10 protein-coding genes and 2 pseudogenes are annotated in these 15,962 nt (G+C 61.3%); 8 read left to right on the forward strand and 4 right to left on the reverse strand.

Going from position 1 to position 15,962, the window contains the following annotated elements; translation table 11 throughout:
• From KDL09_RS03730 to KDL09_RS03765, 8 genes and pseudogenes are all read left to right on the forward strand, one after another.
• Positions 1-2,072: pseudogene (locus KDL09_RS03730) on the forward strand (metalloendopeptidase); the annotation flags it as partial.
• 64 nt (positions 2,073-2,136) lie between these two features.
• Entirely contained in the window at positions 2,137-3,549 is a 1,413-nt protein-coding gene (locus KDL09_RS03735; protein WP_294381494.1) for a sulfatase, read from the forward strand.
• 3 nt (positions 3,550-3,552) lie between these two features.
• Complete coding sequence (locus KDL09_RS03740) at positions 3,553-4,413, forward strand: hypothetical protein (RefSeq protein ID WP_294381497.1); 861 nt, start codon at positions 3,553-3,555, stop codon at positions 4,411-4,413.
• Positions 4,414-4,443: 30 nt separating this feature from the next.
• Positions 4,444-5,202, forward strand: a complete 759-nt coding sequence (locus KDL09_RS03745; protein WP_294381499.1) for a M14 family metallocarboxypeptidase — start codon at positions 4,444-4,446, stop codon at positions 5,200-5,202.
• Positions 5,199-6,158, forward strand: a complete 960-nt coding sequence (locus KDL09_RS03750; protein ID WP_294381502.1) for an alpha/beta fold hydrolase — start codon at positions 5,199-5,201, stop codon at positions 6,156-6,158. Before KDL09_RS03745 ends, KDL09_RS03750 begins: the two co-directional genes overlap by 4 nt.
• A 6-nt stretch (positions 6,159-6,164) precedes the next feature.
• Entirely contained in the window at positions 6,165-7,022 is an 858-nt protein-coding gene (locus KDL09_RS03755; RefSeq protein WP_294381505.1) for a hypothetical protein, read from the forward strand.
• A gap of 43 nt (positions 7,023-7,065) precedes the next feature.
• The gene (locus KDL09_RS03760; RefSeq protein WP_294381507.1) at positions 7,066-9,387 is read left to right on the forward strand and encodes a hypothetical protein; all 2,322 of its coding nucleotides are present in this window, start codon (positions 7,066-7,068) and stop codon (positions 9,385-9,387) included.
• A gap of 53 nt (positions 9,388-9,440) precedes the next feature.
• On the forward strand, positions 9,441-10,937 hold the full coding sequence (locus KDL09_RS03765) for a sulfatase-like hydrolase/transferase (RefSeq protein WP_294381509.1): 1,497 nt from the start codon (positions 9,441-9,443) through the stop codon (positions 10,935-10,937).
• 3 nt (positions 10,938-10,940) lie between these two features.
• Here KDL09_RS03765 and KDL09_RS03770 read toward each other — a convergent pair whose 3' ends face one another.
• From KDL09_RS03770 to KDL09_RS03785, 4 genes and pseudogenes are all read right to left on the reverse strand, one after another.
• Positions 10,941-12,929 carry a VCBS repeat-containing protein gene (locus KDL09_RS03770; RefSeq protein WP_294381512.1) on the reverse strand — a complete coding sequence of 663 codons (1,989 nt, stop codon included), beginning with the start codon at positions 12,927-12,929 and terminating at the stop codon, positions 10,941-10,943.
• Positions 12,926-13,699 (reverse strand): prolyl oligopeptidase family serine peptidase, encoded by a 774-nt coding sequence (locus KDL09_RS03775; RefSeq protein ID WP_294381515.1) that lies wholly within the window; start codon positions 13,697-13,699, stop codon positions 12,926-12,928. Before KDL09_RS03775 ends, KDL09_RS03770 begins: the two co-directional genes overlap by 4 nt.
• A gap of 7 nt (positions 13,700-13,706) precedes the next feature.
• Complete coding sequence (locus KDL09_RS03780) at positions 13,707-15,179, reverse strand: sulfatase (protein ID WP_294381517.1); 1,473 nt, start codon at positions 15,177-15,179, stop codon at positions 13,707-13,709.
• 3 nt (positions 15,180-15,182) lie between these two features.
• Positions 15,183-15,962: pseudogene (locus KDL09_RS03785) on the reverse strand (exo-alpha-sialidase); the annotation flags it as partial.

Here is a 15,962-nt window from a genome sequence, read left to right on the forward strand (position 1 = left end):
CTCATGCGACGGAAGATTTGACGGTCTTGAAGGCGACGCCGGAGGGGATCGAACCTGATCAGCAGCTTGAGGTGTGGTTGAAGCAGGAGTTTTACCGGATGGTGGACCGGCGGAGCGAGGCGTTTGAAAAGATGATCAAGAGCGGTGAGGCAATGCGGGCCTGGCAGGCTGAATCCAAGTCGTTCTTTCTCGGGAGAATCGGTGGTCTGCCAGAGCGGACGCCGCTGAAGGCGCAGGTGGTGGGCGCCTTGCAGGGGAAGGGGTATCGCGTGGAGAAGATCCTTTTCGAGAGCCGGCCGGGATTTCATGTGACGGGGAATCTGTATCTGCCGGAGACGCCGGGCCCATGGCCGGCGGTGCTGGTGCCGTGCGGACACAGCCACGATGGCAAGGCGGTGGGACAGTATCAGCGTGCGTCGATCTTGCTGGCGCGAAACGGCCTCGCGGCGATGTGCTACGATCCCGTCGGCCAGGGCGAGCGATATCAGATCCTGGACGTCGCGCAGGAACGAAAGGCGTTTGACGATGCGGCGCACGTGCCGGTTCCGCATCCGAACGTGCGACTGATGTGCACGACGGAGCACACGATGATGGGCATCAGCAGCGCGTTGATCGGCGCGAACGTGGCGCAGTTTCGCATCTGGGACGGCATGCGTGTCATCGACTACTTGCAAAGCCGGCCGGACATCATCGCGGACAAGATCGGCTGCACGGGGAACTCGGGCGGCGGCACGGAGACGGCGTACTTGATGGCGCTGGATGACCGCATCGTCGCAGCGGCGCCGGGTTGCTACCTGACGACGTTCCGCAAGCTGATCGACACCAAAGGGCCGCAGGATGGTGAGCAGAACATCTTTGGGCAGATCGCCTTTGGCATGGACGAGGCGGACTACTGCATCATGCGGGCGCCACGGCCCACGCTGATCTGTGCGGGGACCCGCGATGCGACGTTCGATTTCGATGGAACGATGGACGTGTTCCGTGATGCGAAGCGCTTCTACTCGCGTCTCGGCTTTGCGGAGCGCATGGACATCGTCGCGCCGGATGCTCCGCATGGATTTACGATTCAACTGCGCGAAGCCGTGGCGCGCTTCATGAGCCGCTGGCTTCTCGGCAAGGACGTGGTGATTCGCGAGGTGGAATCGCTGCCCGACACGCTGACCGACGAGCAGTTGCGCGACTACAACCATCCGGACTGGACGCAGGAACAGTTGCAGTGCACGCCCAAGGGGCAGGTGATGCTCATGCCCGGCGAGCGCTCCGTGTTTCAGATCAATGCGGAGAAGGCGGCCGCGTTGGAGGCCAAGCGAGTCAAAAAATGGAAAGAGTTCAATGAGATTCTGAAGAGGCAGGTTGTCAGAGAAACGATTGGCGCACGAGCTTTAGGTGCTCTGCCAGAGGCGAAGGTTGAAGCAGTCGGCAGGCTGGAACGCGACGGCGGCGTGCTTCAGAAGCTTGTCCTGAATGCGGAGGCCGGCCTGCAGCTTCCCGCACTGCTGTTTGAACCGCGGAAGCCCAACGGCAAAGCGGTGCTCTATCTCCACGGCACCAGCATGAAGGAGGATGCTTCGCCTGGAGGTCCTATCGACGCGCTGGTGAAGCAGGGCTTTGCGGTGCTCGCCGCCGAATTGCGAGGCATTGGCGAGACGGAGACCGGTTTGCGGAAGCGAGGTTTCGGCGCCGGGCGGTTTGGCCGCGACAATCTGGAGACGCTCACGGCCTACCTCATGGGCCGGAGCTACGTCGGCATGCGGACCGATGACGTGCGGCGCTGGGCGCGCTTCTTGAAAACGAAAGCGGCGGAGGTGCAGCTCGTGGCGGTGGGTGAGGCGGCGATTCCTGCGTTGCATGCCGCTGCGTTGAATCGTGAGGTGTTTCATTCGATCACGCTTCGCCGGATGATTCCATCCTGGCAGTCGCTCATGCTGGCTGACGAAACTTTCGACCAGCTCGTGAACACGGTGCACGGCGTGCTGCGGCACTACGACCTGCCGGACTTGATCGAAATGGCGGGCCGTGACCGGGTGACGATTGTCGATCCGGTGGATGGCATGGGCAAACCGGTGAAGTGAGGCAGCTCGGAGATTCTCAATTCCGTTCTTGCTTCCAGACGACCGTTTCGAGCATGCTGGCGGCATGATTCGTGCATTTCTCGTTTTCTCCCTGGTGCTTGCAGTCACGCTACATGCCAAGGAGAAGCGGCCGAACATCCTGTGGCTGATTGCGGAGGACTTCGGACCGCATTTGGGATGCTATGGGACGAAGGAGGTGTCTTCCCCGGTGCTGGACGCGCTGGCGGCGAAGGGGATGCGCTTCACGCGGTTTTACACGACGGCACCGGTGTGCTCGGCGAGCCGGTCGGCCTTCAACACCGGGATGTATCAGACGACGATCGGCGCGCACAATCATCGTTCGCATCGCGATGACGGCTACACGCTTCCCTCCGGAGTGAGGCTGATCAGCGAGCGCATGCGCGAGGCGGGATACTTTACTGTGAACGTGAAGGAAATGCCGGAGGAGGCCGGCTTCAAAGGCAGCGGCAAGACCGACTGGAACTTCGCCATGCCGTTCAGGCCGTTCGATTCGTCGAAGTGGGACGATCTGAAATCGCGTCAGCCGTTTTATGCGCAGGTGAATTTTCAGGAGACGCACCGCAGCTTTCATGCGCCGGAGCACGCCGATCCGGCGAAGGTGGAGATCCCGCCGTATTATCCCGATCACGAAGTGACGCGAAAAGACTGGGCGCAGTATCTCGATGCGGCGACGGAGCTGGATAGGAAGATCGGCAAGGTGATGGAGTTGCTGAAGCGTGACGGTCTGATGGAGAACACGGTGATCTGCTTCTTCGGCGACCACGGCGCAGCGCACGTGCGGGGAAAGCAGTTCTGCTACGAGGAAGGACTGAACACGCCTTTCATCCTGAGTTGGCCGTCCGGCGTGCCTGCGCCGAAGGGTTACGAGGCGGGCAAGGTGAGCGACAAGTTGCTGATGGCGATTGATTTGACCGCGACGTCACTGGACTGGGCTGGCATTGCGAAGCCACAAGGCATGCAGGGACAGGTGTTCATGGGCGACCATGCGGATCCACCGCGCGAGTATGTGTTTGGCGCGCGGGATCGATGTGACATGACGGTGTTTCGCTTCCGTACGGTGGCGGATGCGCGGTATCGCTACATTCGCAACTTCACGCCTGACCGGCCTTTCCTTCAATTCAACGCCTACAAGGAGAAGCAGTATCCCGTGTGGAACCTGATCAAGGAACTCGCGGCGCAGGACAAGCTGACGCCGGAGCAGGCCGTGCTGGCCGCACCGACGATGTCGGAGGAGGAACTCTATGATTTGCAAAACGATCCGTTCGAGATTCGCAACCTCGCCAAGTCAAACAAGCCGGAGGATCGTGCGGCGAAGGAGCGATTGAAGGGGGTGTTGAACACCTGGATTGAACAAACGAACGACCAGGGGCGCATTCCTGAGCCGGAGGAAGTGGCCAAGAACGAAGGAGCGACGAAGCCCGGGAAGGCGAAGAAAAAGAAGAAGGCGAAGGAATGACGCATGAAGTGGGTGGCGCTGAGTTTGATCCTGTCGATGAACGTGATGGCCGGCGAGTGGCCGCGCGAGTTGCAGGCGTATCGCGGCACGACACCGAAGATCGATGGCGTGATCAGCGCAGGCGAGTGGGATGACGCGGTGAGATTTGAAGGTGTGAAGGGATGGACGCCGCAGTTTTCGCCGACGACAGACGCGGACGATCTGTCGCTCGTCGGATGGGTGAAGTTCGACGCGAAGCGGCTCTACTTCGCGTTTCGGGTAAAGGACGATGTGCTCTATGGCATCGACACCTCACGCTGGCTGTCTGAGAAGAATCCGAAGGCGCATGAGCTGACACGTGAAGGCTGGCCGTGGTTCGGCGACGAGATGGAACTGCTCATCAATGCGTCGAATCAATGGAAGGGCGATGAGAACGCGTCTGGTGACGGTTCCTCGTGGCAGATGGTGTGCAATCTAACGAAGTCACGTCTCGGCGGTGTGGGGAAAGGCGGTCTGCTGGAAGGCGAGCCACGTTCGGATGCGAAGGCGTGGGAGACGTATCAGCGCTGGATCAAAACAGGTGCGATGCAGGCGGCGGCGAAGGTATTACCCGAAGGGAAGGGTTACATCATCGAGTGGGCGGTGAGTTTTGATCCGTGTCTGGAGATCGCGCCCGGCAAGTTCTTCACTCCCGGCGATCACGAGGTGAAGATGGGCCTGAACATCGCGGTGGGTGATTTGGACGAGAAGGAGAATGGCGCCGGGAACTTCGGGAATTTTCATCACGAAGACTGGTTCACGGGTGAGAGAGGCAAGCGCACGAATTTGAAGCAGTGGGGAACGTTGCGGCTCATGCCGGGCGACAAACCGGTGAAATCCGAATGACGAATGGCGAAGCCCGGCCATTCTCAGCGTGTGAAGCTGCTCCCCCATCATCGCGCGCATGACGCGCGGCATCTCATCCAACGCTGGCGCATGCTGGCGCGTGAGACCGGATGCAAGGTGCGGACGCTGTGCACGGTGGACGGACTGCCGGTGATCGTGATCGAGTCAGCCGCGGCGCAGTCTGGTGCGCCGGCGGCGTATCTTTCTTCTGGTGTGCACGGTGATGAGCCGGGCTCAGCCTGGGGATTGCTGATGTGGGCGGAGAAGCATGCTCGGGAGTTGAAGAGCGGATCGTTTCTGATCGCGCCTTGTTTAAATCCCGTGGGTTTGACATTGAACACCCGCGCAGATCATCGTGGAATCGACATCAACCGGCGCTTCCACGATGCGGAAGATGCGATCTGCGGACCATGGCAACGCTGGATCACGGGCAAGGCGATGCGTTTTGGCCTGTGCCTGCATGAAGACTACGATGCGCAAGGCATTTACCTCTATGAGCTCAATCACGCGCGACAGACGAAGGGACACGACGTCATCGACAAATGTTCACGAGTCATCGCGCCGGATCCGCGGACCAACATCGACGGGCAGCGCGCCCGAGGAGGTGTGATCCGCCGTCGCACGATGCCGACGCATCTTCCCGGGATGCCGGAGGCGATCGAACTGCATGTGCGCGGATGTCCGGTGACGATGACGTTTGAGACGCCGTCAGAGTTTGATCTCGACAGGCGGGTGCGTGCGCAGGTGCGGTTCATCGAAGCGGCCGTGGAGGCGTTGGGCGAGTCATGAAGCCGTTCGTGTTCATGCTGGCGCTGCTGTTGACGGCCTGCTCGTCGATCAAGCCGATGAGTGGACGTGCCGTGCTGTGTGCAGATGACTGGGTGAGCTACGATGGCAAAACAATGCCATGGAAGTCGTGGCCGGCGCCGGACGGCGTGACCACGAAAGGCGTGGTGATTGCCGTGCACGGCTTGAGCGGGGCGAAGTCCGACTTCTGGTATCTCGGTGACCAGCTGCCGAAGCGCGGCTATGCCGTGTATGCGTATGACCTGCGAGGGCAGGGCAATGATCCTGTGGTGGTGGAGCGCGGCGACATCTCTGGTGAGAAGGTGTGGCAGCGCGATCTGGCCACGTTTCATGCGCTGGTGAAACGGAGGCATCCGAAGAAGCCGGTGTTTTGGTATGGCGAGAGCTTGGGCAGTCTCATCGCGCTGCACACGGCGGCGGATCTGCTGGGAAACCGGAGCGACCCGCAGGCGATCATCCTGGCGTCGCCTGTGGCGGGCCTGCGGCAGACGATCAGCGGTTTCCAGCGTTTCCTGCTCGAAACAGCCGCGAAGCTTTCACCGCGCACGCGCTACACGCTGGGTGAACTGGCCGGAGTGGACGAGTCGAAGATCAAGGTCACTTCGCACTCGACGCATGGAGGCCAGATGGCCGTGACGCCTCATCATGTCAGCGCTTTTTCACTGCGTCTGCTGACGACCATCGGTGCCATGCTGGATGAGAATGCGGAGGCTGCTCGTCGGCTGAAAATGCCGGTGCTCTTCGTGGCTTCGCCGAACGATGTGCTTTCTTCCGCCGATCAAATCCAGTCGCTCTTTGCTCAAATGCGCAGCCGGGACAAAAAACTGCTGTGGTACACCCGCTCTTATCATCTGCTACTTCATGACGTGCAGCGCGAGGAGGTCGTTAATGATGTTGCCCGCTGGCTGGACCGGCAGATCCAATCCATCCGACACTGAAGCCCCATGACCCTCGAAGATGCCATCCAGGATGTTTTGAACCGCAGCGAGCTGCCGTTGAAAGCCGCGGCCGTTGCGAAGCTTGCCAAACCAATGATCGGCCGGACGGCCACACCGAAGGCGGTGGCTGCCGCGCTGGAGTTGATGTCGGCGGCGGGCAGGCTGAACCGCATTGTGGCAGGTGCCGTGCCACCATTTTTCACCACACACGGCCTGGAGGCGGTCACGGTGGCGTGGCTCAAGCAGTGCATTCAGGCTTCGAAGAAGGAGCAGCCGGCGGCCAAATTAAAATCCAAGCTACCGGCGGCGCTGCAAACTCACTTCGAAACGGCTCTTGGGCAGCTCGTGGGCGAGGGGGATGCTTTTGTCCTGCCAGGCGCCCACCAACTGGTGTGTGCGCGCAGGCCAAAGCCTTCGGAACTCCTCAGCGCCGTGCAGCGGCGTGCCCTGCAGAAGATCCTCGACGTGGCGAACGCGGCCCGAGCAAGGGCCGTCACCCTGGCTGATGTGATCGCCTGGTTGGATGAGGAGCCGGTGGTGGCGCTAGACATCCTTCAGGCTCCATCTGTGATCATCCCAGAGGAGGCCGACCTGCGCGGCTGGTATGATCTCGACCGGGCCCGATCCTCCACCATGATGATTCCGATTCCGCGGACGTTCGAGCGTTACCAGTCCTGGGCCGCGGAACTTGGAGGGACTGCTGATAGTCAGGTTTTACGAAATTTGATTGAGACGCTTTACAACGCTGGGAGCATCCTGCTAGAACCTTGTGAAAGGCCGCAAGACCTTCCGGAACAAGAGCGCGCCCTGCTTGTTCCGATGTCTCTCGGTCCTCCCGGTTACTCTTGGTGCTGGCTCTCCTGAGCCCGTCCCTCCCTCTTCCGAATCCCGAACTGCTCCCTAGACCATGGCCTCCTATGCTGCCCTGAATCCCTTCTTGTCCACCAGTGTGGGCGAAAACGACTTATGGAACGCCAGCACGTTTCTGGATGTGCCTTACATTCATTCCGTTCCATTCGGGGCCCTGCGGATCGCCGTGGACCAGGTGCGGTCGCAGCACCGCAGCCAGGTGCGATTCGTCCGTGGCGCGGGTGGTTCAGGGAAGTCCCATCTCTTTGCGCGGCTGCGCCGCGAGTGTGCCGACAGCATTTTTTATGCGTATGCGCCGAACCCGCCGCTGCAGCCGGAGGCGCTTGAAAACTTCATCCTTGCGCGGTTCGTCAGCAGTCTGCGTCACCCGGCACGCAACGCCGAAGGCCGGGAGGCGCCCTACAGCCAGCTGCGACTGCTGGCGTATGCCCTGCTGAAGCCAGTGGTGGAGCAGGACTTCACCTTTCCCCAGCTTCATGAAGCATGGGCCGAGATCGGGCTCGAGACGCGAAAGGAGATGATCCACCAGGCGGTCCAGCTTCTGGAGGCCGACCATCCCATGGTGCCGCGCAGCGTGCTGCGCTGCCTGCTTAACATCCTGCGTGAGGACAAGGAACACCTCGCCGCCCAGTGGCTTTCCGGCGCCGCCTACCTCACGGAAAACGAATTGAAGTATCTCGGAGTTCCCGAACCTCTCTCTCGTTCTGAGATGGCGGTCGTCATTCAGTTGTTTGGCAAGCTGGCCGCTCAGGCGGGCTCCCCTGTGGTGCTGGTGCTTGATCAGCTCGATCTGATCACCATGGCGCCGCAGTTTGACGAGATGCAGCGCCTGCTCTTTTCGCTGATCGACCAGAGTGAAAACTGGGTCGTGCTGATCGGCCTCGTGGCCGAACGTTTTGCCGCGTGGGATGCCTCGCTCTCGCAGGCTCTGCGTGGCCGCGTGGGTGTGCCGGATTCAAACGCGCCGCTCGGTTTCCGCCTTCCGGTCATCGACATGCTGCCGGTGGCGAACGAGCAGAAGCGCCTGCTGCTTAGCTGCAGGCTTGAAACACCGGCGCTCGTCGAGCAGCGGAAGAAGGATGGCATCACTTCGTCGATCCATCCATTGCTGGAGGAAGACGTGACCCGGCTCACTGCTGGCGGGGCGATTTTTCCACGTCATCTGCTCGCCGCTGCCGCGGAGGTGTACGCCATGCGCACAGGTCCGGCAGCATCTCCGCAGGCAGTCGTGGCCGCCGCCGTTACGGCGCCCGCCTCGGTGCCTTCGGCGCCGCCACAACCGGCCGCGGCTGCTGTTCCCGTGGCTGTTTCCGTGGTGGAAGATGACAAAGATGCATCGGCGGTGGCTGCCATTCCGGTTGCACCTTCGGTGCCGGCCGAGGCCGCCCCTCCACCGGCTCCTGTCACGCCGGCAGTTTCCAAAACACCGCTCGCGGAAAAAATCGACGCACTGCTTCAGGAGGCCGTCGACGCCGCGAAGGGAGAGACCGCCTCGCCGAGTGCCATCGATCTCGGTGAGCGCGCTCGCGATCTGATCGAGCTCATGGTCGCGCCACCCGTCACGATCATCGAGGGAGACATGCGCAAGGGCTACGAGAATTTCGACGGGGCCGACCGCTGGTTCGAATGGGGTGGCGGCAAGATTCGCATTGTCACCTGCAATGCCATGCGCGGCAGCTTCATCGCCGTGCTGGAACGCATCAAGGACGCCGGAGGAGACACCCTTCTGCTGCGTCACGATGTGGCGCCTGTGTCAGGCCAGCTCACGATGGAACTGCTGACAGGATTCAAGGCGAAGAACATTTTTCATCACATTCCCGCCTCTGAAGCCGCGCTCCTGGGGGCGCTTGGCCGCATGCTCGCCGCCCAACGTGAGGGCTCCTACGAGCAGCTCAGCACCGAACCGCCGGCGACAAAGGAAAACGTGCTCGCAGCTCTTCGCACGCATCCGCTGCTCCGTGGCGTCAGGCTTTGGGAGATGATTCAGAAGGCCCATGCGCCGAAGCAGGTGCTCGCGCCGCCACCGCCATCCGTTCTCTCGTCGATTGTCAGGCCTTCGGCGCCGCCTCCTGTGGCAGCTCCGCCGCCCGTGCCGGGTGCGAAATCACCATCTGCTGTTTCTGCGGCGGTACCACCGCCACCCGTGGCTGGAGCGACACCCCCTCCTGTGCCAGGTGCAAAGCCGGCACCACCTCCTCCTGCCGGTGTGGTGTCCAAACCGCTCGCCCGCCCGCCTTCCGCTCCGGTGTCAAAACCTGTCGCCAGGCCACCCATGCCTCCAGGCGCGAAGCCGCCTTCCGGCGTGCCGCGTCCGCCGGTGGCCAAGCTGCCTCCGCCTTCGCAGGGCAACGCCGCGTGATTCGCGCCGCTTTGCGGCTACATCGTCCCGTGGTGCGACGTTAACGGCGGACCATGAAAGCTTTCGTCCTGCTCCTGTTCGGCGTGTTCGCGCTGCAAACCTTCGCGGCTGATGCGAAGCGCCCGAACATCCTCTTCATCTACGCCGACGATCAATCGACGAAAACCGTCGCCTGCTATCCCGAGGCGTGGCCGTGGGTGAAGACACCAAACATCGATGCGCTGGCGAAGAACGGCGTTCGTTTTCACGCCGCCTATCTCGGCTCCTGGTGCATGCCTTCGCGTGCCACGATGCTCACGGGCCGTCATCCGCATGGCATTGAGTCGATGTCCATGGAGGGCGTCTATCCGGGCAGCACCTACGATCCAAAGCAGTGCCCCTTTGTTCCAGCGCAGATGCGGCAGCAGGGGTATCAAACCGCGCACATCGGCAAATGGCACACCGGCACCGATTCTGGGTGGGGTCGCGACTGGGATCATCAGATTGTGTGGAATCGTCCGCTGCATCAGGACAATGCCGGCGCCTATTACCAGACCCAGATCACCAGCATCGACGGCAAGGAGCAGACCATCGAAGGCTATCCGGCGGACAACTACACGCAGTGGTCGCTTGATTACATTCGTGGCAAAAACCGCGATGCCACAAAGCCGTGGTATCTGTGGCTCTGCTACGGCAGCATTCATGGTCCCTCCACACCGGCGAAACGTCACAAGGGCGGCTACAAGGGCGAGGAGGTGCCTGTTCCTGCCGACATCTTCCCGCCGCGCGAAGGCAAGCCCGACTACCTGAACGGCACCCAGGCCTGGACGAAAGGAGAAGACGGCCAGCCCGTTGCGGGCAAAAACGCCAAGGCCAAGAAAGCCCAGCGTTTCGACGACTGGGTGCGCCAGGTGAACGAGTGTGTTCCCGCCATCGATGAAGGTGTCGGCCAGTTGATCGCCGCCCTGAAGGAGACCGGCCAGTATGACAACACGCTCGTCATTTACACCGCGGACCAGGGCTTCGCGATGGGCGAGCACGGCTTCCGCACCAAACTCGCGCCCTACGATGCGAACTACCGCTCGCCGTTCATCGTCAGCATGCCGTCACGCTTCGCCACGGGACAGTTCTGCGATGTGTCCGTCAACGGCCCTGATCTCGTCGCCACCTTCCTCGCTCTCACCGGCGTGAAAGTGCCCTGGCCGGTTCACGGTCGCGATCTCACCCCGCTCTTCGAAAAGCCGGACGCGCCATGGCCGCACGCCTGCTACTACGAGAACATGGGCAATGAGTATGGCTCCAAGGTTACTCAGACCATCCTCACTGGCGCCAAGCAGGACAGCAATCACGGCGTGCCACTCTACTCCGCCCTCGTTCAGGACAAATTCAAGTTCGTCCACTACCTCGACGGCAAATCCGGCGAGGAACTCTACGACCTCAAAAACGATCCTGAGGAACTCAAAAACCTCATCGCCGATCCCCAGCACGCGGACCGTATCGTCAAACTCCGTGATGCGATGAAGGCGGAACTGGCGCGCACCGAGGCCGGTTTTGCCAAGGCGGTGAAGTAATCGCTACGGCGTCGTCTTCAGCGTCTTCCCCGGGATCAAAAACAGCCGCCCGGCCTCGTTGCAGATGAGGAGGTTTGGCCCGTCTTTGCCGAGCATCGTGCCCACGGCGCCGGTTTCGTGCGCACCGCCGGGCTGGATGACGAGATCGTCGGCATCGCGGAAGACCAGCGGGCGTGCGAACTTCATCTTTTCGTTCGTGCCGGTGTTCAGCATCAGCAGTGGTGTGCCGAGGGTTTTCTTGAGCTTCACCGGCAGCGCCTTGTCCACGAGGCTGCCGATCAGGCCGCCAACGACGGGATTCTGACCGAGCGCGGCCATCGGATAACCCGTTTCGCGATCAGGAATCGAAACAACACGCCCGGTGCCGATGACGAAGTCCAGCCGACCGTCCTGGTTCCAGTCAAACAGATCGAGTTTGCAGCGTCCGCTCATGCCGCCCACGCCACCGCTGGTGCCGATGAATGTGCCGTCATCGAGCTTCAGCTTGCCGCCGTCTTCGACGTTGTAGTCGTCGACCCGCCAGTAGAGATGAAAGTGATCGTTTCCATCGACGATGACGAGTGCGATGCGCCCGCCGATCTTCGCCACCGCCGGACGACAGCGCCACATGCCGTGCAGATCGATGCCGTCGCAGTAAAGCGGGTGCGCAGCATCGAGCTTTGGCTCCGTCTTCGTGCCGCGGTTCAAATAGATGAGGTAATCGCCCGTGATGTCACCGGTGATCAGATCGAGCGTGCCGTCGCCATTCCAGTCGATCGCATTCGGCGAGAGATAGCCCCAGCGTGCTTCCTGCAAGCCCTGCAAACTTCCCGAGTAGCCCGCTTGAACCTGAATCTCATGACCACCGGCCGGCACACGCATCGCAGGCAAAAATTTCGGCTCGTCATTGCTGCCGATGTTTTCAAAGAAGAGCACAAAGCCCTCCGAATTGCCCGCAAGGATGTCCAGCACGCCGTCGCCGTTCCAGTCCACCGTCGTCGGTGAGGGCAGCGTGCCCGCGTAGAGATCCGCGTTCTCCTGCAACACCGAAACCGGCACCGCAAACACCGGCGCGCCGGTGGCCGCCCACTTGCCGGTGAATCGATAAAAATACAGCGAGCCCTCGCCGCACGCGATCAGGCCGCCCGGATACGCCGACACGCTGGGGTTGATGCTCGGATGCCGCAGCGCATTTCCATCCTCGCCTGCGACGAGCCGCTTCGCTTCGAAATCAAAGCCGCTCGCCGCTTTGTTGTGATAAAACACCAGATTGCCCTGCCGAGACCCCGTGATCAGATCACGCTCATGCCCGGTTCCGAGATTCACACTCGTGATACCGTGCATGGAGTAATACACTTCGTTCTTCGTCTTCGTGATCTGCGCCGCGTCGCCCTTCGCCGGCAAGCCGACGAGGTAGCGATAGCGAAGCTCGCCCATTGCGATGCCCGACGAGTTGAACGGCCGCCATTCCTCCGTGTTCGGGCTGCGCTCCAAGGTTTTGGCGCCGTTCGAGATTTCGAAGGTGAGGTCGTAGCCATCGCCGTTCATGATCACACCGAGACTGGAGGGCGACTTCACCGCCTTCGGCAGTTTCACGCGTTTCGTTTCGCGAAACTCCAGCTTCTCACGATCAAACTCCGTCGTGACCAGTTCCTCCTTGTCGATCCAAAGTCCGATGATCGCGCCATCCTTCCGCTGAAACACGTTGCCTTTGTCTTTGAACGCACATTTCACGATCACCGGCTCCGCAAACACCGGCGCGCCGCTCTCCGCCGTGTCCACCCAACGAAACAAATGCACCGCCTGCGGTCCGCCATAACCCGCTACGAACAAATCCGGCTCCTTCCCGCCAAACAATCGCGCATGTCCCAGAACATGGTGGTTCAGATTCACCAGCGCCAGCGGCCCGCGTCCATTTTCCGCAGCCGACGGCAGCGCCTTCGTGCCCGGTGGCAGATGCGGCTCCGCCACACAGGGGACGGAGAAAAGCAGAAGCAGGCCAAGTGATTTCACGGCAGTTTCAGGACGAAATCGACCAGCTCCTGGCATTCGAAAAAGGACGGGCCGACTTTGTGCCCTTCACCGGGAATGATCTTCACCTGGATCGAGCCACCGCCGGCTTCGTAGCGTTCCTTCACCACCTTGGTGTTGTCGTCATACGGCACCACGACATCGGAGTCCCCATGCACGACGAACATGGGCACCTTGTTCGCCAGAAGGCCCTGCAGGTTGTCGATGGGATTGAACTCCTTCAAGCGGTTCACCAGTTCGTCTTTGCTCATGGCAAAATCCTTCAGCGTGAGCGCCTCGGATCGTGTCAGCGGCCAGCTGGCGAGACTGCAGACGGGATAGATGCCCACCCATGCCTTCACCTTGTCGGGATTTCGGAAAGCCCAAGCGAGCGTCATCATGCCACCACGACTCTGGCCGAGCAGGATCGGCTTGGGAGAGAAGCCGCGCTTCACCATCGCATCGTAGAACAACGTGAACTTCGCCGTGCTGGCCGGTGAGCCGCGCACCTCGCCAAGATCGTAGCCTGCGATGCTGATGCCCGCCTTCATGAAGGCTTCGAAATACATCTTCCGTCCGGCAAGCGAGATGCCGCCGTTCAGCGTGGGCGCATACCACAGCCAAGATTTGCCGTCGGCAGGTTTCGGCGCGGCATAGACGACGGCCTTGTGACCGTCGATCTCGAAAGTCTCGGCGGTTTTTGGAAGCGCATCCTGTGCCTCGAGTGGAAGCGTGAGGCAGGAGAGCAGGAGAAGGAAGGGGCGGGTGTTCATGGCCGGCTCAAGGAACGGGTGGCAGCAGGGGTTTCCATCCGGGCTTGCAGACCGGGTTCATTTTGCCGAGCAGCGCTGCGTGGTTTTCCAGCACGTCCTTTTGATCCGCGTGCCCGGCGAGGTTCACCGTTTCGTCGGGATCGTTCACATGATCATAGAGTTCGCGGTCGGTGGTTTCTCCGGTCTTCCAGTTGCGCCACTCGGTGTAGCGATGCGTGGCCGTGCGGATCGTATAGCCCATGTGCGTCGGCACTTTTTCCGGTTCGCGGTCGTAGTAGGCGGGCCGCGAGTGCTGCGTGAGCGCGGCTTCACGAACGGTGGCGGCAGGATCGGTGAGAATGGGCGCGAGGCTGACGCCGTCGGTGGTCGTCGGCTTGGGCAGGTCGCAGACTTCGGCGAGCGTGGGATAGAGATCCATCAGTTCGGCGAGCGAACTCGTGGTCTTACCCGCAGTTTTCATCTGCGGTGTGGCGATGATCATGGGCACGCGGGCGTCGAGTTCGAAGTTGGAAGTCTTGGCAAACAAGGTCTGCTCGCCGAGGTGATAGCCGTGGTCGGACCAGAAGACGATGACGGTGTTGTCGGTCAGACCGAGCCGGTCGAGCGCATCGAGCACCTTGCCGATTTGCGCGTCCATGTAGCTGATGTTCGCGAGGTAGCCGTGCCGCATCTCGCGAATGTTGTCCGCGGTGACCTTGCGCGCCTTCGGTCCTGAACCGAGGATTTCACGGCTGTCATGCCAGGCGATGCGCGGCGCGTCCTTCGGCCATTCGGGATTCTTGGGCATCGCGATGTCCTCGCGGCGATACAGGTCCCAGTATTTCTTCGGTGCGTTGAAGGGCGAGTGAGGCTTCCAGAAACCGACGGCGAGGAAAAACGGCTTCGCCTCCGCTTTGCGCTGCTCCAGCGCTTCCACGGCCAGTTTGGCCACGCGTCCGTCGAAGTAGGCTTCATCCGGCACGGCGCGGCATTCACATTTCGGATCGACGGCACTGCTGGGCGGAACAGGCCCCTTCACCTCGGGCTTGTCCGCACCGTGATTGGCAAAGTGCATCTGCGCGGGCACGCTCCACGAGGCCGGATCGCCGTGGATTTCGTGAATCCAGTTGTGGAAGATCTTGCCGATGTTCTGGGTGAAGTAACCGGCCTTCATGAAGTGCTGCGGCAGCGTCACCGCGTCGGGCGCGTGCGTGCGGAAATGCGTGGCGAGATCCCACACCTGAAGAGAATCAAGCCTGCGCCCGGTCATGATCGAAGCGCGTGACGGATTGCACACCGCCTGCTGGCAGTAGGCGTTGTTGAACATGAGTCCGCGTTTGGCTAGACGGTCGAGATTCGGCGTCTTCACGATCGGATGACCGTAGCAGCCGAGATCGTTGCGCAGATCATCGGATGCGATGAAGAGCACGTTCATCGGCTGCGCCGACAATGACGAAACCCAAATGAGGAGTGACGAGACGAGGATGGATGCGTGTTTCATGATTCAATAAACAAGGGCGCGGAAGTTGGGAACGCGGTGGAAGGTGATCAAATTGCCGTTGTGTGCGGAGTGCGCGTGTTCGTCGCCGCTGCGGCTCACGATGCACAAATCAGCACCATCGATGCACATGGCGGCGTAGTGGCGGGACTCCTTCGGCGAGTCACCTTTGGCGACGAGTCCGGCGAAGCACCAGTCGATCATGTTCTTCGAGAAATGCAGCACGAGGCGCTGGCGCTCGTTGTCCGGCAGGCCCCAGCGTTCTTTTGGCATGCGTTCGGGGCGGATCGTCGAGTCGGTGGACTGCGATCCCAGCAGCCAGAAGAGCTTCGTCTGCTCATCCCACAGCACATGAAAGCGCATCTGCCCGCCCGGACACGGAGCGTAGAGCATCGGCGTGCCTGCGGGCGATTTCACCAGCGAGGTGGTCATGCTGCCGTCGTCGTTTTCATGCACCTGCGCGATCGCGGCGTAGTTCGTCATGCCGGTGTGCGCCCGCATCCAGAGATGGAAGGTTTTGCCCTCAGGATCGAACCACACATGATCGGGATCGGTAAACTGCACCACGTTCGTCTCACACCAGCCGAGCGGCGCGATGCCTCGCCCCTTTGGCGGCACGAGGAAGGTCACCTTCTTTGGGTCCATCGGATGAAACGGCAGGCCGAAGGCATTCGGCAGGCGCGACTCAGGAATGTCCTCAAACACCAGCTCGCTGGCGAAGGTCCAGTTCTCACGCTTCGTGAGGTCGCTGTCCGCCTTCGCCCGCATGAGCACGGGTGCGAGATC

This window comes from Prosthecobacter sp., assembly GCF_020439865.1.
GTDB lineage: Bacteria > Verrucomicrobiota > Verrucomicrobiia > Verrucomicrobiales > Verrucomicrobiaceae > Prosthecobacter.

Coding starts and splice junctions, on each gene's coding strand:
- KDL09_RS03735 (WP_294381494.1), top strand. CDS start 2,137: ATGATTCGTGCATTTCTCGTTTTCTCCCTGGTGCTTGCAGTCACGCTA.
- KDL09_RS03740 (WP_294381497.1), top strand. CDS start 3,553: ATGAAGTGGGTGGCGCTGAGTTTGATCCTGTCGATGAACGTGATGGCC.
- KDL09_RS03750 (WP_294381502.1), top strand. CDS start 5,199: ATGAAGCCGTTCGTGTTCATGCTGGCGCTGCTGTTGACGGCCTGCTCG.
- KDL09_RS03755 (WP_294381505.1), top strand. CDS start 6,165: ATGACCCTCGAAGATGCCATCCAGGATGTTTTGAACCGCAGCGAGCTG.
- KDL09_RS03760 (WP_294381507.1), top strand. CDS start 7,066: ATGGCCTCCTATGCTGCCCTGAATCCCTTCTTGTCCACCAGTGTGGGC.
- KDL09_RS03765 (WP_294381509.1), top strand. CDS start 9,441: ATGAAAGCTTTCGTCCTGCTCCTGTTCGGCGTGTTCGCGCTGCAAACC.
- KDL09_RS03775 (WP_294381515.1), bottom strand. CDS start 13,699: ATGAACACCCGCCCCTTCCTTCTCCTGCTCTCCTGCCTCACGCTTCCA.
- KDL09_RS03780 (WP_294381517.1), bottom strand. CDS start 15,179: ATGAAACACGCATCCATCCTCGTCTCGTCACTCCTCATTTGGGTTTCG.